The following is a 19084-nucleotide window of genomic DNA, read 5'->3' as shown; positions in this document are numbered from 1 at the left end:
CTCAGGCCTCCTGCGCGGTGGCGGCCAGCTGGGCGTTGGCCTTGGCGGCGTCGGCATCGCCCTCGTTGAACAGGGTGTAGATGTTGTTGCGCTTGACTTCGAGCTGGTGGAGGATGAACTTCTTGACGAAGTCGGACGCCGGGTGCTCGATGATGTTCTCCGGGGTATCGAACTGCGCGACCTTGCCGTGGTTGATGATGAGCACCTTGTCGCTCATCGTGCAGGCCTCCTCCGGATCGTGGGTGACCATGATGGTGGTGAGCTTGTACTGGTCCACGATCTGCTTGATCTTGGCCTTGATGGACTCCTTGATCACGCCGTCGAGGGCGGACAGCGGCTCGTCGAGCAGCAGCAGCTTCGGCTTCATCACGAGCGTGCGGGCCAGGGCCACACGCTGCTTCTGGCCGCCGGACAGCTCGTCGATGTGCTTGTTGAGGTGTTCCTCAAGGCCAAGCAGGCTGATGAGCTCCTTGATCTCGGCCTCGGAGGAGATGCCCGGGTTGTTGCGCAGGCCGTAGGTGATGTTCTGGTACGCGGTGAGGTTGGGGAACAGCGCGTAGTCCTGGAACACGATGTTGAAGCCGCGCTTCTCCATCGGCACATGGGTCAGGTCCTCGCCGTTGTACAGCAGCTGGCCGCTGGTGGCGTCGGTGATGCCGAGGATGATGTTGAGCAGCGTGGTCTTGCCGCCGCCGGAAGGGCCGAGGATGGACATGATCTGGCCCTCGTCGAGCGTGATGGTGATGCCGTTCAGGACATGAGTGTCACCGAATGATTTGGTGATGTTCTTCAGTTCGAGCATATTTCTTCAACTTGCCTTCTCTTGGGCGGCCCGTGGGGCGGCCCGTTTGTGGTGGTGCCGTTGTTGCGTTGCTGTTGTTGCGTTGCCAGCACCGGGATCGGTGTTCAGTTGTGTTCAGTTATCGATGTTGAGTTATCGCGGCTGAACCTCATGCCGTTACTTCCATGGTCGGTCAGGGGTGCGTTGCCTGAGTCTTACATTGGAGAAAGTTGAGAGAAAGAAAATTGAATAGCAAGTGAAATTACGAATCGGCGACGTAGTTTGCGTAGCTGCCGCGAATCGGGTGGTGAGGTTATGGCGGGAATGTGGGGAAGGTCACTGTTTTTTGATTGATAGCGCTACGTATTTTTCGGGGGAGGTCGCGTAGCCGGCGCCGGGCCCGGTCGTAGTGCCTTGGGCCGGGTCAAAGCTGGGCCCGGGGATGGGGCGCAGGGTCTTCGTTCGGGGACGTCGGCCGCGGTTGTGTCGGTGGAACGCGGGACTGCGTCGCCAAGTCATAGCATCGGCGATTGATTCGCGTTCATTATGATATAAAATGGTATCAAACAGTGTTAGGAGGATAACATGAGTATGCAAATTGCCACTCGTGTCGACGATGATCAGGCCATGCTCTTTCGGGAGACGACCAAGCGTCTCGGCATCACCCCGGCGGATGCGCTGCGTATGTTCATCAGCGCGTTCAACGATTACCGGGGGTTTCCCTATGCGGTGCGTGTGCCGCGTGAGGAGGCCGAGCCGTTCACGTCCGAGCGCGAGGCCACGGATTACGCAAGCCGCCTTGCGCTGAGGATGTCTGATGAGACGCGGTGAGATCTGGACGCTTCAGGCGGACGGGTATGCAAGCAAACCGAGACCGGTCGTCATCGTGCAGAACGATGCCGTCGATAGGTTCGATTCCGTGATTACCTGTCTGCTGACCTCGTATGATTCATCCGATATCGAGACGAGGGTGCGGCTTGAACCGAATGCGGGAAACGGTCTCAACAAGACCAGCTATGTGATGACGGACAAAATCGTCACCGTGGACCGCAATCTGCTCGGATATCGGGTTGGCGTCGTGGATGGTGCATCCATGGATGAGATCGGCCGTCAGCTGGCGGTGGTGCTGGGGCTGTCGTAGCGCCGTATCGGCACATCGTCGTGGAAGGATTGCGCGGAGGGCACGACGCGGAGGACGACACACCGGTCGTGGCGTACGCAGACGTGCGCAGCCGCACGGCCGGACACCATGTGAACCCGTAACAAACCCGGCAACATGAGGCGGGCACCATGGCACCTATGGGTTTGAACGTTGATCTGAACGACGAGCTGTGCGTCTGTGCGAAGGGGCCGCGCAACCTCATCACCGATGTGCCCGGCGTGCGCGTGGGACATGTGACGTTGGAGGGGGATTCGCCGGCCGGCCCGCTGCACACCGGCGTGACCGCGATTGTGCCGCCCGGCGACTGCTTCACGGACAAGCTGCCGGCCGCCGCATATGTATCCAACGGATTCGGCAAGTCGATGGGACTGGTGCAGGTCGAGGAACTTGGCAGCCTCGAGACGCCGATTCTCATGACCAACACGCTCTCCTGTGGTGCCTGCTTCGACGCGCTTGTACGGTATTCGCTGGATCGTCACACTGAAATCGGCGTCGAGACCGGCACCGTGAACCCGGTGATCATGGAATGCAACGACGGGCCGATCAACACGATCCGTGCAATGGCGGTGACTGCGGACCACGGGCTGGAAGCCATCGACGCCGCGACCGGGGACTTCGCCGAAGGCGTGGTCGGCGCGGGTGCGGGCATGACCTGCTTCGGGCTCAAGGGCGGCATCGGGTCGGCGTCGCGCGTGCTCACGTTCGACGGCAGGGATTTCACGGTCGGCGTGCTGGTGCTGACGAACTTCGGTTCGTTGCCCTGTCTGCGCATCGGCGGGCGCGCGATAGGCCGCGAACTGGCCCGCGTGGGATTGCCGGAGGACGTGCCAGGGGAGAAGCCGGTTGGTGATGTGCCGGATATGACTGGTATACCGGATACGACCCGCGCAGCGGATGTGACCCGTGCGGCGGATGCGCCGGATAAGGGCAGCATCGTGGCCGTCATCGCCACCGATTTGCCTGTCGATTCCCGGCAGCTCAAGCGCATGGCCAAGCGCGTCACCGTGGGCATCGCCCGATGCGGCGGGTACATCGGCAACGGCAGCGGCGAGATCGTCGTGGCGTTCAGCACCGCGAACCGCATCCCGCACTGGGCCGGCGAGATGCACGTCGGCGAGGCGAACAGCAGCGAAAAGGGTGGGGCGTTGCCGATGATCGACCGTGTCGAACGGCTGAGCGACAACGCGATGGACGCCTGCTTCCGCGCGGTCGCGTCGGCCAGCGAAGAGGCCATCGTGAGCTCCCTGTGGCACGCGCACAGCGTCGTCGGGCGCGACGGCCGCACCACATGGTCCCTGCGTGACGCGGCATCCCACGCCGGAATCCCGCTCGAATCCATCAGCTAGCGGTCTCGCTTCAGCAACGCGCAGCAATTCGTTGATAGTATTTCCGGCTTCCCGTCCAGCGGAGATGGCCTGCGAATCGGGTCTGAGGGGGATAGTGAATTCGTCAACGAATGAACGACGCGACATACCAGACCATCATCCGAGCACAACACTTCGAACAGCACCATCCAGAAAAGAGGACACCATGACCAACCCCATCATCCCGGTATTCGACGGCCACAACGACCTGCCGTGGGAGGCGCGCGAGAACCGCGGCTACAGCGTCGAGGGCATCGATCAGGAGCTGCCGCAGACCCTGCACACCGACATACCCAAGCTACGCCGCGGCGGCTATCTCGCCCAGTACTGGTCCGGCTACGTGCACAGCGACTACGCGGGCGGCGATGCGGTGGTCGCCACGCTCGAACAGATCGACTTCGTACACCGCATGTGCGCGCGCTACCCGGAAACCTTCAAACTTGCCACCACCGCCGACGACGTGCGCGCCGCACAGACGGAAGGCCGGATCGCCTCGCTCATCGGCATCGAGGGCGGCCATCAGATCGCCAACAACCTGGCCGTGCTGCGCGAATACGCGCGCCTCGGCGTGCGCTACATGACGCTCACCTGGAACAACACCAACGAATTCGCCGACGCGGCCGCCGGCGAGCACAAGTGGCACGGGCTCAACGACCGGGGCCGTGAGGTGGTCGCGGAGATGAACCGCATCGGCATGATTGTGGACCTCTCCCACGTCTCCGCGGATACCATGCGCGACGCGCTCGCCGCGTCGAAGTTCCCGGTGATGTTCAGCCATTCGTCCTGCTTCTCGGTCAACCCGCACCCGCGCAACGTCCCCGAGGACGTACAGCGCATGCTCGCGGACAACGGCGGCGTGCAGATGATCACCGCCGTACCCGGATTCGTCTCCGCGGCCGTGCACGAGTGGGTCGCGTCCGGCGAGCATGGCCCGCGTCCCGCCGTCGGCGTCAAGGACGTGGCCGACCATGTGGAGGCCGCCCGCGATGTGATGGGCGTGGATCACATCGGCGTCGGTGGCGACTACGACGGCACCGGCGCGATGCCCACTGGCATGGAGGACGTCGGCCGCTACCAGAACCTGTTCGAGGAGCTGCGCTCGCGCGGCTGGAGCAAGGCAGACCTCAACAAGCTCGGCTGGCAGAACGCGCTGCGCGTGCTCGAAGCCAACGACGCCGCGTACAAAGCGTTCATGGCTGCTGGGGAGTGAGGTTATGAATGATGAGTCTCAGTAGCGCGGAACGATTGGATGCCCTTACCGTGGCGGATAGGATTCAAATGCCGGCTCCAATGAAGTCGATGCTGGAACGGTTCCGACCATGGTATGAATCTCACAACTCGGTACAGGATTCCGTCGCGCAGCTGACGAATCCCCACGGTTGGAAGGCAGCCAAGGATGAGCTGAATGCCGTGCTGCCGGGCGGCGACGTGAAGGCCGGGTATGGCGTTGGCATGCTGTACTGCATGCTGTCGGCCGCCGGCATCGTGCATGAGCGGTACCGGAGCATGGGCATCGGGGAGGATGCGTTCGATGCGACGATGGGGTGCTTTACGCGATTCGTGGGCGAGCATCATCGTTGGTATGGCACATGGGGTTTCGACCGTGCGTTTTGGACCGGGCGGGAGACTTCCATGTTGCTGTTTCGTATTGGGACCTTGGAATATGAAATGATCGACGGGCCGTCTGTCACGCCGGATGCGTTGACGGGGCGGTTGCCCGAGGCTGCCGGGGGCTTGTCAATCAGCATGCACATCCCATCGGACGCCGATTTGCGCGTCGAACGATGCATGGAATCCATACAGCGGGCGAGGTCGTTCTTCGGCCGGTATTTCCCCGCATACGCCGACGCGCCGTACTGGTGCGAATCGTGGCTGCTGAGTTCACAGCTTGATGGGCTGTTGGGAAGAGCGTCGCATATCCTCGCGTTTCAGCGTTTGTTCGACATAGTGGGTGCACAACAGTCGGAGGACTACAGGGTGTGGGTGTATGACAACAATCAGGCTCCTGCGGCACGACTTCCCGAGCGCACATCGCTGCAAAGGTCGATGAAGGACCATCTTGTGGCAGGCGGGCGCATAGACAACGGCATTGGATTGCTGCGTGAATCTTGGCCGGGTGCCGTACGCTGATAGTGCTGATGGCAAGAAGACGATGACGGAACGACTCTGATGGATGTGCGCCGTGTTGTCTACAGTCGTGTTGTCTGCTGCAAGGAGTGCAACTATGACAAACAACGTTGAAGATGCGTCCACGGTGACAGTGTTGCCGGCTCCGCGCCATATGGTCGTTGGAAGCGGAAGCGTGGTGATGCCGCTTGCCGGCCGGATTCTCGAGTCTACATCGGTCGGCGATGACGCCTGCGTGCTGGCCGGGCAGCTCACCGACGACATCGAACGGGCGACTGGTGTGCGTTGGGATATTGGCTGGGGAGACAACCGAGGAGCCCACTGGAGCGGATTCATCACCCTCGGCCGCGACGACAGCATGGCGTTGGGCTCATACTCCCTGACCATCGCCGAGGATGGCGTCGTCGTGGTCGGCGGCGGCTTCGAGGGCACGCGCAACGGCGTGCAGACGCTACGGCAGATCATCCGCCAATGTGCCCCCGCACTGCCGTCGCTCACCATCGAGGACACGCCGGACTATGCGGTGCGCGGCTATTATCTGGATGTCACGCGCGGCCGGGTGCCTACGCTCGACTGGCTGAAGCGTTGGGCCGACGAGCTGTGTCTGTACAAATACAACCAATTGCAGCTGTACGTGGAGCACACGTTCCGGTTCGACGGGCTCAGCGGCACATGGCGGGGCATGGATGCGCTCGAGCCCCGCGACATCATCGAGTTCGACCGGTACTGCGCCGAGCGGGGCATCGAACTGGTGCCCTCGGTCTCTACGTTCGGCCATCTGTACACGGCGTTGCGAAGCCTGGACCTGCGCGATCTGGGCGAATTCCCGGAGGACGCCGACCGGCCGTTCAGCTTCATCGAACGCATGGCCCATCACACGCTGAACATCGCCGATGAACGGGCACTGAAGCTCTCATATACGCTCATTGATTCGTATCTGGAGCTGTTCCGCACGAAGAAGTTCAACATTTGCGCCGACGAGACGTTCGATTTGGGCAAAGGTCGCTCGCGCCGGTACACCGAACGGGTGGGCGTGGCCGCCATGTACGCCGACTACGTTTCGGCGCTGTGCCGTCACCTTTCCGAACAGGGCCATGAACCGATGATGTGGGGTGACATCGCGCTGGAAATGCCGGAGATACTGGGCCGGTTGCCTAAGGACGTGGTCATGCTGAACTGGGAGTATTCCCCGAACGTCACTGACGGGAAGGTTCGGCAGGTGAGCGAGGCCGGCATCCGGCAGTACGTGTGCCCGGCCGTATGGGGCTGGAGCAATCTCGCGCCGCGAACGCGGGACGCGTGGAGCAACATATCCCGCATGGCGCGGTACGGTCTGAGGTACGGCGCCGAGGGAATCCTCGTCACCGATTGGGGCGATTTCGGGCATGTGAACGATCCGAGACTGGTGGTGCCTGGCATGATGTACGGCGCGGCGATGTCATGGAACGCCGTGGCATACGGCGACGAGGATGATACGGACCGGGCCATCGACGTCGTGCAATATGACGGCGGGGCCTGGACCGCCGCGCTGCACCGTGTGGACGAGGACTCGAGCTTCCGCTGGTACGACCTTGTGCAGTATGTCGAACTCGACGATGGCGAGGGCCGGCTCAACCGCGGTGTCGCCGAACTGCTCTATATCGGGAATGCCGAGCAAAGCGCTTGGGTGCGGTCAAGCACAAGCCTTGAAGAGGCTCGCACACGGTTGATGACGGTGCTTCGCGATCGCGTCGCCGCAGGGCACCATGCGAACGACGATCTGCGTGATCTGCTGCGTCACCTGCCCCGCGCGGTATCGGAGGAGAGCCGCACGATGATCATGCAGCCGCTGCTCGTCGCCATCCACGGGCAGATGCTGCTCAACACCGTCGGATGGATTTTCGCCGTCCGCGCCGGCGCCGTCGAGGGGTCGGAACTAGGGCTGGAGTCGGGTTCTGAGTTGAGCGCGAGGCTGGGGGATCTGGCCTTGGAAACCGCCCAAGCATTGGAACGTTGGGCTGAGACCTATGCCCAGACGTGGCGCGAAATCAGCCGCGAATCGGAACTACGCCGGATTCTAGAGCTCGTCTGGCGCTGTAGCGATGAGCTGCGGAAGTGAGGCCTCTTTCCCGCGGAATCGGCCAAGAGATGTTCATAGCGCGAGATGAGCGAGAGGTCGTTGCACTACGCTGTGAAATCTCCTTCGGTTGACTGAGTCACATGTGCCAGTGGGGCTGACTGAGAGGATGCTGTTCCGCCGTGTTTGTTGCCGGCAGGTTTCGTGGCGTAACGCAATGATGCTCATTGCGGCATCTGACGGTAATACGCGAGGTCTTCAATGCACAGATATGAACGGGTTGCCCGTCATTCCTAGACCGATGGAACCAGCCTGAGGTCCACGGACCTGAAGGAGGAAGACTATGAACGCGAATCGTCGGATATTCGGCAAATTCATGCGGACCGTTGTTGCCGCCTGTGCCGCTGGTGCCATGGCACTGTCCTTGGCTGCGTGCGGTGGGGCGGAGGGCTCGAAGAACGCCCAAGCGTCCTCCGCCGGCGATAGTGGCTCGCTGGTGGTGGATAGCGATTTCGATCTGATCACCATGGATCCGGCCCGTAGCTTCGAGACCGCGACCGTCTCCATCCTGCGTGCTACCTATCAATCCGCCTTGAAGTATGTGGACAACAACATGTCCGAGCCGCAGCCTGAGGTGTGTTCGTATGAGATTTCGGATGATAATCGGGTTGTGACGTTGACGTTGAATGGTGATCATTATTTTGCGGATGGTAAGAAGGTCACTGTTGATGACATTGTGTATTCGTATCAGCGTGTGCAGGGGATTAAGGGTAATCCGTCGTTTTATTTGGATGGTGTGACGGTTGCGAAGAAGGATGATAGGAGTCTGACGTTGACCAGTGAGTCTCCGAATCCTGCTATTCCGTATATTTTGCCGAGTGTGAATCTGGGTATTGTGGAGAAGAGCGTGGTTGAGGCCAATGGTGGTACGACGGATGAGAAGGATGGTGCGGAGAAGTATTTGAACCAGCACTCCGCAGGCTCCGGACCATACCAGTTCGACACGGTCGCCATGGATTCCAAGGTGACGCTCAAGCGCAACGACAAGTTTAAGGGCGACAAGCCGAAGTACGACAAGATCATCATCAACAATGTGGACAGCGCTACTGAGCTGACCAACATCAAGGCCGGCACCACCGACATCGCCCTCGACCTCAACTCCGATGAGGCCGCGAAGCTTTCCAGCAGCGAGGCCGAGGTTTCCGCCGGTCCGTCGGGCTCCACCACGTTCCTGTGGTTCAACGCCGACTCGCAGTACGGCAACATCGCGTCCAACGTCGATTTCGTAAACGCCGTACGTCACGCCATCAACTATCCGAAGTACGTGAGCGTCTATGGCAAGGGCTCCGAACAGGCCTATGGCGTGGTGCCGAACCAGTTCCTTGGTGCGTTGAAGAGCTCGGACGACAACAAGTACGACCTTGACAAGGCCAAGGAGCTGCTCAAGCAGTCCGGCTACAACAATGAGGAGATTCAATTCCTTTATTCTTCGGACGATGATTCCGCCACACAGATTGCCCAGCTATTCCAGGCGGACATGAAGGCCCTCGGCGTCAATATCAAGCTCGTCGGCCAGCCCACCACCACCCGACTTGACACGTTCCGCTCCGGCAAGTTCCAGTCCGGTCTGAGTACGTGGGGCGCCGATTACCCCGACCCGTCCGACTACTTCGTGTTCACCCCTGACCAGAACATCTCCAAGCGCGCCGGCTGGTACACCACCGAAGGCGCCCAGAGCTCCAATGGCTGGAACGGTTCCGAATCCGCCGACAAGATTCAGTCGCTGGTCGAGGCGGCCCGCAAGGCCACCAGCGAAGAAGACCGTGCCAAGACCTGGCAGGACCTGCAGGAAGGTCTCAACCAGAGCAGCCCGTTCATCCCGCTGGTCGTGCAGGGCGCCAACATTGCATCCCGTCCGGGCATCGGTGCCAAGTACGACATGCTTAACAACATCGACTACACCGTGCTGAAGTAGATTCGGCCCGTTATTCGCCGCCGTCCGTGCCGTTTGGTGGGCGAACCCGTTGCGATTCGCCCACCTTCTGGCGGATACGGTTCGATGATTCACGGCTTTCCGACTGTATGTACGCGTCTGAACGAATAGGCCGCGTACATACAGTCCGTTTTCGTGCTTTTACAGACTGTAAGTACGCGTGACCATCGTCATGCCGCGTACTTACAGTCTCTCGTCGGCCTCAGCGCCGGTTCCATTTGCTGGCGAGAGAGAAAGCGTAAGTTGATGGTGCGTTTTTGAGGGGAGATGGGGCATCATCGGCTTTGTTGAATGTCCTGGGGCTTATCGTAGAAGCGCGTGGGTCAGGGCCCGTATGATCCCATGCGCTTGTTCTTCCCCGTATCCGCTAGTGCAGACCGCCAATACCCGCATATCGTCGCTGTCCGGGTCGCCGATGAATGCCACATCGTGATTGATGCCATCCACCCAGCCCGATTTTGAGCCCCAAACCACATCGTCGCCCAATTGCGGTCCGATGACAGCGTATTGCTGATTCATCAACGCATTTCTGAGTGCGGAAGTGGCCATTCCGCTGGTATGCGTCCCACGAACTATCTGACGCATGATTTCGCTGAGATCGTCGGTGGTGACTTCATTGCTTATTCCCGTTTGCTCGGCGGCGGCAACATCTCCGATGAGACGATCGACATGCATGTCATGCAATCCGCATAATCGGCAAGCATCTTCGGCTGCTGTGACTCCGATGCGTTCCAACAGCATATTGGTGGCCTCGTTGCATGATCGGTCAATCATGCATGTGACAAGTTCCCGGATGCTGATCGGTGCTCCATCGGCGGGAAAGAGCGGGTCAATGTCGTCTGGATCGAAGGTGAAGACGCCGCCCACCGCTGAATGATAGGTGTGAGAGGCCGGCAGTTGGTCGGTCCAGGAGAGTGTTCCAGTATCGATAAGTCGTGCAGTGGCCAAGGCTACGGCAAGCTTCATGGTGGAAGCCGCGTAATACTGTGTTCTTCCTTGATATGCGGCTATGACATCGCCGTTGGCGGTACGTAGCGTGTAGCTGATGCTGATAGGCCTCATATGCAACTCCTTCGCCGTAAACATCGCTGTAAGCAATACGGATACAGTCTAGATTCATATGAAGTGTGGAACTGTGCCTCCGATTAATTCCGTAACATTCGGGAAACCCCGATAAAACTCCACAGGAATATCGCGGGTCTTATATTGCCTGATGGCGGATGCGGATGCGTCTTCCTGCGACGGATGAATCTGTGATGGGTTTTCCGTTGGGGAAGGAGATCGACAGTGTGAACCCGTCTGGCACCGTAGCGACGGTGCAAGCAGTGCAAGGAGGATCATGGCAATGGTACAGACGACGAGTGGTCGTGGATTCCATATCGGGAAAATGATTGGCGCGGTGACCACGGCTGCGGCCATGGTGATATCCATGTCGGCGTGCGGCGCGGCTGAGGGATCGAAGGCTGCGGCTTCCGGCGGCAATACTTCGAATAGCGGGACCCTTGTCGTTAACAATTCACTGAATGTCATTACGCTGGATCCAGCGCGTAGTTTCGAGACCGCGACCGTCTCCATCCTGCGCGGCGTATATCAGACCGCATTGAAATTCGTCGATAATGATTTGACGAAGCCGCAGCCTGAGGTGTGTTCGTATGAGATTTCGGATGATAATCGGGTTGTGACGTTGACGTTGAATGGTGATCATTATTTTGCGGATGGTAAGAAGGTCACTGTTGATGACATTGTGTATTCGTATCAGCGTGTGCAGGGGATTAAGGGTAATCCGTCGTTTTATTTGGATGGTGTGACGGTTGCGAAGAAGGATGATAGGAGTCTGACGTTGACCAGTGAGTCTCCGAATCCTGCTATTCCGTATATTTTGCCGAGTGTGAATCTGGGTATTGTGGAGAAGAGCGTGGTTGAGGCCAATGGTGGTACGACGGATGAGAAGGATGGTGCGGAGAAGTATTTGAACCAGCACTCCGCAGGCTCCGGACCATACCAACTGGATTCCGTTGCCATGGACTCGCAGATTACGTTGAAGGAAAATCCGAAGTTCAAAGGCAAGAAGCCGGGCTTTGATGCGGTGAAATTCGTCAATGTTGATTCCACTACCGCGCTGACCAACGTGAAGTCGGGCACCGCTGATGTGGCATTGGATGTCAATCTCGATGAGGCGGCGCAGGTTTCCAAGGATGAGGCGCAGGTGCTGTCCGGCCCGTCCGGCAACACCCGTTTCCTGTATTTCAACGCCAATCCGACGTATGGCAAGAGCGCCGCCGACCCCAACTTCTGGCTGGCCGTGCGTCATGCGCTGAACTACAAGAAGTACGCCACCGTGTATGGAGGTGACTCCAAGCAGGCATTTGGCGTGGTCCCGTCCGCATTCCTTGGTTCGCTGAAGTCCTCTGAGGAAAACACGTACGACGTAGCCAAGGCCAAGGAGTATCTTGCCAAATCCGGTTATGACGGATCTGAGATAGATTTCGTATACGCATCCGATCAGGACACGGCCGCGCAGGTTGCTCAATTGTTCCAAGCCGATATGAAGGCCATCGGCGTCAATGTGAAACTTGAGGGTAAGGCCGGCACTGCGCGTCTTGACACGGAACGCTCCGGCAAGTCGCAGTCGGGCCTGAGCATGTGGGGCGCCGACTACCCCGACCCGTCCGACTACTTCGTGTTCGCTCCTGACGGCACTATGGCTCAGCGCTTCGGATGGCTGACTGATGCCGGTGTTGCGGAAGCGAAGGTCGAGGGGGCTGTTGCATCTCCGTCCGCCGAAAAGGTGGTGCCGTATGTCGAGGCTGCGCAGTCCGCTTCCGGCGATGATGCGCGCAAGAAGGCCTGGGAGGACTTGCAGACGGCCATGAACCAGAACAGCCCCATCATTCCGATCGTCAACGATGCCGGTACCATCGTGGCGCGTAATGGGCTCGAAGGTGCCTACTACGACACGTTGAATACGTTCGATATCACCGAGTTGGACTGACCGTCCGGCCGGCAGTCGGGAGGGCCGCCATTCGCTGATTGCGGCAGAAGCGGCCCTGTCGTCTCCGTTTTTGATTTTTGAAATCGTCCATCTTGATATATGGACGGACATCTTGGTGTGAAACACGCCATTCCTACATTGACCCACTATGTACCACAGGTAAAATCCGGGGAGCAGAAGCATATGACAGCAAGTACGGCCGCGGCGCAAACCGTGCGGCCTCGGCGGCGTCCGAGCGATTCGGGCGCAATCGCGTGGCTGCACGTTCATCATCCATTGGCGCTGTATATCTTTAAGCGATTCCTGATCAGTGTGTTTCTGGTCTTCGGTGTCACACTGATCACCTTCATCCTGACCAATCTGGTGCCGGCCAACCCGGTGAACTCGATTCTGGGCGAGCAGGAGGCCAACGATCCCGAGGCGGTGGCCCGTATGGAGGCCAAGCTCGGACTTGACAAGCCGCTCTACGAGCAATACTGGCTGTACCTTGTACGTCTGGTCCATGGCGATCTGGGCGAATCGTTCCTGACCAAGCAGCCGGTGGCGGACGATCTCAGGCGTGTGTTCCCCGCCACGCTCGAACTGGGTGGATTCGTGTTCATCTTCACCATCCTGTTCGGCGTGCTGCTCGGCCTGTACGCGGCCCTGCACCACCGCAGGTTCGGTGACCAGCTCATCCGTGTGCTGTCGCTGGGCGGCGTGTCCATCCCGACCTTCTGGCTGGGCGCCATGTGCTACTACTTCCTGTTCTACGAGCTCGGACTGTTCCCCGGCTCCGGACGCCTCGACTCGCGTATCACGCCGCCGCCGCATGTGACCGGCATGTACACGGTCGACTCAATCATTGCCGGTGACTGGGCCACCTTCGGCAATGCTGTCTGGCATCTGTGCCTGCCCGCGTTGGTGCTGGCCACCGCGAACCTGAGCAGTCTCATGCGTTTCGTGCGTTCAGCCGTGCTGGAATCCATGAATCAGGATTACGTGCTGGCGGCCAAAGCTAAGGGACTGCCGTCTCACAAGGTCGTCTTCGGCTACATCCTGCGCGGTGCGGCTGTGCCCATCCTCAACCGCATGGGCCTGTTGTTCGCCGGCCTGATCACCGGTTCGGTGCTCACCGAGTCCATCTTCGCGTGGAACGGCCTTGGCCAGTACGCCTTCAAGGCCACTATGGCCCTTGACCTGCAAGGCATCATGGGTGTCGGCATCATCATCGGCGTGATCTACATCTTCGTCAACTTCATCGTAGACATCATCACCGGTTTCGTGGACCAGAGGGTGAGGATTCAATGAGCGAGAACACCATTGCCGCCAAAGCCACCACGGCAACAGCCGATACGGCCAAGGCATCCGTATCATCCCCCAACGCCGGAGTGCCCGACAAGGTCATGCGAAAAATGACCAAGCGCCGCTTCCGCGTGCCGTCCGCGTTGCGCACGCCGCTCGCCATCATCGGCCTGATCGTGCTCGCCCTGTGGGTGCTGGTCATCATCTTCGCGCCGCTGCTCGAACCTCACGACCCGCTCGACCAGCTCGGCACCAGACTATCGGCGCCGAGCGCGGAATACTGGTTCGGCACCGATACGCTCGGCCGTGACATTTTCTCCCGCGTGGTGGCCGCATCCCGCATCTCGATCCCCTCGTCCATAGTGCTCGTGATTTTCTCGTCCGTGATCGGCAGCCTGATTGGCGCCATGGCCGGCTACTTCGGCGGATGGGCGGATGAGGTGTTCATGCGCATCACCGATCTGGTGTTCGCGTTCCCCTCGACCATCCTCGCCATGGTCATCTCCGCGGCGCTCGGTCCGAGCATCCAGAACGCGATCATCGCCGTCGTGCTCGTCAGTTGGCCGACCTATGCACGACTGGTGCGTTCGCTGGTATTGGGTTTGCGTAGCAGCGAGTTCGTCATCGTCGGCCGGTTGCTGGGCCGTAGCTCGTTCGCCTCGTTGTTCAAGGACATCCTGCCCAACATCCTGCCGCACATCTTCGTGCTCATGTTCGTGGATTTGGGCGATTGCCTGCTCACCCTCTCCGGCCTGTCCTTCCTCGGTCTGGGTGCCACGCCGCCCATGCCGGAATGGGGCCAGATGGTCTCCGAAGGCGTGACCCGCATGACTTCATGGTGGCTTGCGTTCTTCCCCGGCCTCGCCATCTTCACCGTGGTGATTGCGGAGAACTTCGTCGGCGACGCAGTGCGCGATTGGTTTGACCGCAGCTACATTTCCGGCAATCAGGAGGGCCGCTGACATGACTGACGCAACGCAAACGGCTTCGGTGAAGGCTGACCGGAACGCGCAGGAAAACGAACTGTTCACCAATCAGGGCGCACCCGTGGGCATCACCGTGCGCGGACTGACCATGGATCTGTACGGCAAACGCCTGCTGGACCATGTCGATCTCGACATCGCGCCCGGCAAGATCAACGGTCTGGCCGGCGAATCCGGCTCCGGCAAATCTCTGACAAGCATGACCGTCCTCGGTCTGCCTCCGGAAGGCGCGCAGATCACTGGGTCGATTCTCTATGACGGCAAAACCGAGTTGCTCGGCATGAAGGAACACGAGCGCAACACATACCGAGGCCGACGCATCTCCATGGTGTTCCAGGACCCGACCTCCAGCATGCATCCGATGCTCTCCATCGAGCGACAGCTGACCGACGGCATGCGCTACCACCTGCATTTGAACCGCAAGCAGGCGCGCAAACGTGCCATCGAGCTGCTGAAGCTGGTGCAGGTGCCCGATCCGGAGAATGCGCTGGAGCGCTTCCCCCATCAGTTTTCGGGCGGCCAATTGCAGCGTATCGCCATCGCCACCGCGCTGAGCTGCGACTCGCGTGTGCTCATCGCCGATGAGCCGACCACTGCATTGGATGTGACCGTGCAGGCCGGTATCCTGCATCTGCTCAAGGATCTGAACGAGCGGCTCGGCCTGACCATCGTGCTGGTCACCCATGATTTGGGTGTGATGAGCGCGCTCGCCGACACCATCGCTGTGATGCGCAGCGGCCGAATCGTCGAGGTTGGGTCGCGTTACGACATCACCAACCATCCGAAGCACCCGTACACCATCGATCTCATCAACTCGTTGCCGACACGTATCGAACAGCGCCTTGAATCCGAAGGCAAGACCATGGCTTCGGCCGAGGAGGACCTGTGATGGAAGACAAGCCACTTGATTTTCGCACTGCTGCGGACATCCGTTCCGGTCTGCATCTGAAGGACATCGTCGTGGATTACACGATGGGTGGCAGAACCGTGCATGCGGTGCGCGGCGTCGATCTGGATGTGGCTCCCGGCGAGGTCGTGGGGCTGGTCGGTGAGTCCGGATGCGGCAAATCCACCCTTGCCAAGGTGATTTGCGGTCTGGTCGCTCCGACGGAGGGCACCGCAATTTACGATGACACACCCATCACGCCATTGAAGTTCCGTAGCAGGCCGATGGAGCTTCGCCGAATCCAAATGGTGTTCCAGAACCCGTATGCCTCTCTTAATCCTCGACGCACGGTCCGTTCTCAGATCGAAGAGGCTCGGGCCGTCAGCCCGGTGCCTGTGCCCAGTGTCGAGGAGCTGCTCGCATCGGTGGAATTGGAGGCATCCGACGCCGATAAGCTGCCCCACCAGTTCTCCGGCGGCCAGCGGCAGCGCATCGCCATCGCCCGTGCCATGGCCACCACGCCCACGCTGCTCATCGGTGATGAGCCGATCGCCTCGCTGGATGCCTCGTTGCAGGCAAAGACCGCCATTCTGATGAAAAAGGCGGCGGCGCGTTCCGATGCGTCACTGCTGTTCATCAGCCATGACCTATCCATCGTGCGACTGATCGCCACGCGCATCGTGGTCATGAACAAGGGCCTGATTGTGGAATCGGGTCCGACCGAGGAGATTTGGAACCATCCGCAGGAGGACTATACGAGGAACCTGCTCGCCGCGATTCCGGTTCCCGATGGACTGGGGCACCTGCCCGCCTACCACGGCGAGGAATAAGGGTGAGTCACCGCGAAAACCGGAATCCCGGTTGACGCGGGACGGGCAAATAATGGATGGTTTGGGACAATCCAACAGGATGCGGCCTGAAGTGAGAGGCGGAAGATGACGGAATTGCTGAAACATGGCGAAACGACGCTTATCGGTCATGACGATTTACAGAAGCTACTGGACCAGGCGCTCGCCGAGTACGGCGTTCCGGGGGCGCAGGTCGGAGTGATTGCCCCGGACGGTGATGGGCTAAGCGCTGACACGGTCTGGGCCGGCATCGTCAATAAGACCACCGGTTATCCGGTGTTCAAGGACACGCTCTTCCAAATCGGATCGATCAGCAAGATTTGGACGACCGTGCTCGCCATGCAGCTCATCGACGAAGGCCGTCTCAGCTTGGACACGCGAGTCAAGGACGTATTGCCGGACTTCCGCGTCATCAATTCGCCGGAAATCACCTACGGTTGCACGATCCGCCACCTCATGTGCCATATCAATGGCATTGAGGGCGACGCCTTCCCCGCAACGCTCGGCCGAGGAGACGACTGTGTGGCCAAATACGTGGATTACATCGGCAAGTTTCCCGCGCGCACGCCGCTGGGTGGGCCGTTGAGCTACTCCAACGGTGCTTTCGTGGTGCTCGGCCGTGTGATTGAAGTATTGCGGGGCGCCAGCTGGGACACAGTGCTGCGCAAGCGGATTGCCGAACCGTGTGGATTTGACCATGTGTGGACGCTTCCGGAGGATGTGCTGCGCTATTCGAGCGCATTTGGTCATTTCCGTGCAGTGGCGCTGGATAAAGAGGTGTTCCCCGCGCCTGTCGAGCCGGCGAAACTGTGGCATTTGCCGCGTTGCACCGGTCCGTGCGGGCAGGTTTCGTCATCGATTGGCGATCTGCTGGACTTCGCCTCCCTGTTCTTCAACGGGGGAGTGGCACCCAATGGTACGCATGTGATGTCTGAACGAGCCGTAAAGCTCATGACCACCCAGCAGGTGAGTCTCACTGATCAGGGCATCGAAAACGTCGGCTGGGCGTTGGGCTGGCAGTTGCCGAACTGGGGCAGTGAGCCCGCGTTCGGTCATGGCGGTGCGACCGAAGGCCAGCGCGCGAACATTGTGGTGTTTCCGAAGCATCGTATCGCCATCGCCGTGCTCACCAACGCCGATGCGGGCACGCAGATGGCGGCGGCGCTCACCCGTGACATCGCGTCGCGTGCCGGCATTGCCGCACCTCCCAAGGTCACGCTGTCCGACCGTCATCTGAGCGACGATGAAATCGTGAACATCGTCGGCGTCTACGAACGTCACGGCGAGCATCAGGAATACCGTGCGGGCGGCCCTACCGGCGTCGAAGGTGTATTCGAGCCGGATGAGGATGACGGCCCGTGCGGCGTACGGCTCACCTTGCCTCTCCACGCCACGGAACAGGGTCATTACGGCGTGCAACGGCCTGACCGCCACGAGCCGACGGAAATCGAGTTCGTCAGCGCGTCCGATGGTACGAAGTACGTGGCTTACGGGCATCGCGTCACGCCGAAAATCGCGTAGGCCTGTGCTCCTCTTGGCGGCGGATTGCGGGTGGAATGCCGGCGGTTTCGACCGGGAGGACAGGCGCGTGTGGAAGCTGGGCCATGGAATGGTTCGGACTACTCGGCGGACGGTGGCACCGGCTGACGGAGGCGCCAGGGTTTGTGAATGTGATGACGGATGAGCGGAAGGAACGAGATGACACAGCAACAGGAACTCGTCGGCGATGATGATCGGGTTGGCGCCGATACCGGCGGACGATCCGCCGCTTTGGACGGCATAGCGCTCGACCCGCGCATCGACTGGTCCATTATGATTCGCGACGCGGCCACCGGCGAAACCCTCTATGGGCGCACGCCGGACGCGGTGCTTAAGACGGCGAGCATCGGCAAACTGTTCCTGCTCATCGAGGTCATGCATCAGATCGAGACCGGCGAACTGGGCCTGCACGAGATCATCGACCGCCGCGCAATGTCGTCGGACGACTTCTGCGAGGACTCCGGCCTGCTGTACCTGCTCGACCAGCAGACGCTCAGCGTGCATGACCTGGGCTTTCTCGTCGGCTCGTTCTCCGACAACTACGCCACCAATCTGCTCATCGAACGGGTCGGATTGGACCGGGTGCAATCGTTTGCCAAGGCGCAGGGATTCGAACGGTCGGCTTTGCTGGACTACGTACGCATGGAACTGCGGCCCGACGGCCCGGACGACATGTCATGCGGCTGCGCCCGCGAACTGTGCGACTATATGCTCCGTCTCAACGCCGGCACGCTCGTCTCGCCGGCCGCGTCCGCCCAGATTGAACGATGGCTCGGCGCCGACACCGACACGTCGATGGCTTCCGGAGTCTTCAACGTGGACCCGCTCGCGCATTGGGAGGCGGGCGATCCGTTCCAGCTGCGGCACAAAACCGGCACCGAATCGGATGTACGCTGCGACGTCGGTTTCGTGCGGTGCGACCCGACCGGCCGCACCGTCGCCTACGCGATCCTCGCCAACTGGGACAAGACGCGATACGGTCGTCTGCGTGACGTGGCGCTCGCCGACATGCGACGCCTTGGTGCCGCAATCCGCGCGTATATCGAGGCGTAGGCGCGGGACTGGATAG

At 60.2% G+C, this 19084-nt stretch carries 16 protein-coding genes; 14 read left to right on the top strand and 2 right to left on the bottom strand.

Annotation, left to right across the window (positions count from 1 at the left end; all coding sequences use genetic code 11):
• Nucleotide 1 precedes the first annotated feature (1 nt).
• Nucleotides 2-802: an ABC transporter ATP-binding protein gene (locus BG22_RS03675; RefSeq protein ID WP_094667381.1), complete on the bottom strand. Its 801-nt coding sequence runs from the start codon at nucleotides 800-802 to the stop codon at nucleotides 2-4.
• 564 nt (nucleotides 803-1366) lie between these two features.
• Here BG22_RS03675 and BG22_RS03670 point away from each other — a divergent pair.
• The 7 genes from BG22_RS03670 to BG22_RS03640 all read left to right on the top strand — a co-directional run bounded on the left by BG22_RS03670 (nucleotide 1367) and on the right by BG22_RS03640 (nucleotide 9465).
• Nucleotides 1367-1612 (top strand): type II toxin-antitoxin system RelB/DinJ family antitoxin, encoded by a 246-nt coding sequence (locus tag BG22_RS03670; protein WP_140493334.1) that lies wholly within the window; start codon nucleotides 1367-1369, stop codon nucleotides 1610-1612.
• Nucleotides 1599-1922, top strand: coding sequence for a type II toxin-antitoxin system PemK/MazF family toxin (locus tag BG22_RS03665; RefSeq protein WP_140493331.1), 324 nt, complete (start codon nucleotides 1599-1601; stop codon nucleotides 1920-1922). The genes BG22_RS03670 and BG22_RS03665 overlap by 14 nt, the downstream gene beginning before the upstream one ends.
• A 158-nt stretch (nucleotides 1923-2080) precedes the next feature.
• On the top strand, nucleotides 2081-3289 hold the full coding sequence (locus tag BG22_RS03660; protein WP_140493329.1) for a P1 family peptidase: 1209 nt from the start codon (nucleotides 2081-2083) through the stop codon (nucleotides 3287-3289).
• A gap of 184 nt (nucleotides 3290-3473) precedes the next feature.
• A complete protein-coding gene (locus tag BG22_RS03655) occupies nucleotides 3474-4517 on the top strand; it encodes a dipeptidase (RefSeq protein ID WP_140493326.1) in 1044 nt (347 codons plus the stop codon).
• Between the two features lie 8 nt (nucleotides 4518-4525).
• Complete coding sequence (locus BG22_RS03650) at nucleotides 4526-5437, top strand: acyltransferase domain-containing protein (protein WP_308810455.1); 912 nt, start codon at nucleotides 4526-4528, stop codon at nucleotides 5435-5437.
• 94 nt (nucleotides 5438-5531) lie between these two features.
• A complete protein-coding gene (locus tag BG22_RS03645; protein ID WP_140493320.1) occupies nucleotides 5532-7532 on the top strand; it encodes a glycoside hydrolase family 20 zincin-like fold domain-containing protein in 2001 nt (666 codons plus the stop codon).
• Between the two features lie 301 nt (nucleotides 7533-7833).
• Nucleotides 7834-9465: an ABC transporter substrate-binding protein gene (locus BG22_RS03640; protein ID WP_140493317.1), complete on the top strand. Its 1632-nt coding sequence runs from the start codon at nucleotides 7834-7836 to the stop codon at nucleotides 9463-9465.
• 321 nt (nucleotides 9466-9786) lie between these two features.
• Here BG22_RS03640 and BG22_RS03635 read toward each other — a convergent pair whose 3' ends face one another.
• The gene (locus BG22_RS03635) at nucleotides 9787-10545 is read right to left on the bottom strand and encodes a serine hydrolase (protein ID WP_181163356.1); all 759 of its coding nucleotides are present in this window, start codon (nucleotides 10543-10545) and stop codon (nucleotides 9787-9789) included.
• Between the two features lie 277 nt (nucleotides 10546-10822).
• Between BG22_RS03635 and BG22_RS03630 the strand changes: the two genes are divergently transcribed.
• The 7 genes from BG22_RS03630 to BG22_RS03600 all read left to right on the top strand — a co-directional run bounded on the left by BG22_RS03630 (nucleotide 10823) and on the right by BG22_RS03600 (nucleotide 19068).
• Nucleotides 10823-12475 (top strand): ABC transporter substrate-binding protein, encoded by a 1653-nt coding sequence (locus tag BG22_RS03630; protein ID WP_140493311.1) that lies wholly within the window; start codon nucleotides 10823-10825, stop codon nucleotides 12473-12475.
• A gap of 183 nt (nucleotides 12476-12658) precedes the next feature.
• Nucleotides 12659-13765 carry an ABC transporter permease gene (locus tag BG22_RS03625; protein WP_140493308.1) on the top strand — a complete coding sequence of 369 codons (1107 nt, stop codon included), beginning with the start codon at nucleotides 12659-12661 and terminating at the stop codon, nucleotides 13763-13765.
• The gene (locus tag BG22_RS03620) at nucleotides 13762-14721 is read left to right on the top strand and encodes an ABC transporter permease (protein ID WP_211276826.1); all 960 of its coding nucleotides are present in this window, start codon (nucleotides 13762-13764) and stop codon (nucleotides 14719-14721) included. The genes BG22_RS03625 and BG22_RS03620 overlap by 4 nt, the downstream gene beginning before the upstream one ends.
• A gap of 1 nt (nucleotide 14722) precedes the next feature.
• Complete coding sequence (locus BG22_RS03615) at nucleotides 14723-15631, top strand: ABC transporter ATP-binding protein (protein WP_140493305.1); 909 nt, start codon at nucleotides 14723-14725, stop codon at nucleotides 15629-15631.
• Nucleotides 15631-16458 carry an ABC transporter ATP-binding protein gene (locus BG22_RS03610; RefSeq protein WP_094667370.1) on the top strand — a complete coding sequence of 276 codons (828 nt, stop codon included), beginning with the start codon at nucleotides 15631-15633 and terminating at the stop codon, nucleotides 16456-16458. Before BG22_RS03615 ends, BG22_RS03610 begins: the two co-directional genes overlap by 1 nt.
• Before the next feature lie 105 nt (nucleotides 16459-16563).
• Complete coding sequence (locus BG22_RS03605) at nucleotides 16564-17997, top strand: serine hydrolase (protein WP_140493302.1); 1434 nt, start codon at nucleotides 16564-16566, stop codon at nucleotides 17995-17997.
• 177 nt (nucleotides 17998-18174) lie between these two features.
• Nucleotides 18175-19068 carry a serine hydrolase gene (locus tag BG22_RS03600; RefSeq protein WP_181163355.1) on the top strand — a complete coding sequence of 298 codons (894 nt, stop codon included), beginning with the start codon at nucleotides 18175-18177 and terminating at the stop codon, nucleotides 19066-19068.
• Nucleotides 19069-19084: the final 16 nt, after the last annotated feature.

This window comes from Bifidobacterium sp. UTBIF-78, assembly GCF_006408945.1.
Taxonomy (GTDB): Bacteria; Actinomycetota; Actinomycetes; order Actinomycetales; family Bifidobacteriaceae; genus Bifidobacterium; species Bifidobacterium myosotis.
Note: the sequence above shows the minus strand (reverse complement) of the source record. Positions and strands in the feature narration are given on the sequence as shown.

What these genes read in the sequence shown, in the direction of transcription:
- BG22_RS03635 (WP_181163356.1), bottom strand. Translation starts at nt 10,545, where the DNA reads ATGAGGCCTATCAGCATCAGCTACACGCTACGTACCGCCAACGGCGAT.
- BG22_RS03615 (WP_140493305.1), top strand. Translation starts at nt 14,723, where the DNA reads ATGACTGACGCAACGCAAACGGCTTCGGTGAAGGCTGACCGGAACGCG.
- BG22_RS03665 (WP_140493331.1), top strand. Translation starts at nt 1,599, where the DNA reads ATGAGACGCGGTGAGATCTGGACGCTTCAGGCGGACGGGTATGCAAGC.
- BG22_RS03660 (WP_140493329.1), top strand. Translation starts at nt 2,081, where the DNA reads ATGGGTTTGAACGTTGATCTGAACGACGAGCTGTGCGTCTGTGCGAAG.
- BG22_RS03645 (WP_140493320.1), top strand. Translation starts at nt 5,532, where the DNA reads ATGACAAACAACGTTGAAGATGCGTCCACGGTGACAGTGTTGCCGGCT.
- BG22_RS03670 (WP_140493334.1), top strand. Translation starts at nt 1,367, where the DNA reads ATGAGTATGCAAATTGCCACTCGTGTCGACGATGATCAGGCCATGCTC.
- BG22_RS03655 (WP_140493326.1), top strand. Translation starts at nt 3,474, where the DNA reads ATGACCAACCCCATCATCCCGGTATTCGACGGCCACAACGACCTGCCG.
- BG22_RS03600 (WP_181163355.1), top strand. Translation starts at nt 18,175, where the DNA reads ATGACACAGCAACAGGAACTCGTCGGCGATGATGATCGGGTTGGCGCC.
- BG22_RS03620 (WP_211276826.1), top strand. Translation starts at nt 13,762, where the DNA reads ATGAGCGAGAACACCATTGCCGCCAAAGCCACCACGGCAACAGCCGAT.
- BG22_RS03640 (WP_140493317.1), top strand. Translation starts at nt 7,834, where the DNA reads ATGAACGCGAATCGTCGGATATTCGGCAAATTCATGCGGACCGTTGTT.
- BG22_RS03650 (WP_308810455.1), top strand. Translation starts at nt 4,526, where the DNA reads ATGATGAGTCTCAGTAGCGCGGAACGATTGGATGCCCTTACCGTGGCG.
- BG22_RS03675 (WP_094667381.1), bottom strand. Translation starts at nt 802, where the DNA reads ATGCTCGAACTGAAGAACATCACCAAATCATTCGGTGACACTCATGTC.
- BG22_RS03625 (WP_140493308.1), top strand. Translation starts at nt 12,659, where the DNA reads ATGACAGCAAGTACGGCCGCGGCGCAAACCGTGCGGCCTCGGCGGCGT.
- BG22_RS03605 (WP_140493302.1), top strand. Translation starts at nt 16,564, where the DNA reads ATGACGGAATTGCTGAAACATGGCGAAACGACGCTTATCGGTCATGAC.
- BG22_RS03610 (WP_094667370.1), top strand. Translation starts at nt 15,631, where the DNA reads ATGGAAGACAAGCCACTTGATTTTCGCACTGCTGCGGACATCCGTTCC.
- BG22_RS03630 (WP_140493311.1), top strand. Translation starts at nt 10,823, where the DNA reads ATGGCAATGGTACAGACGACGAGTGGTCGTGGATTCCATATCGGGAAA.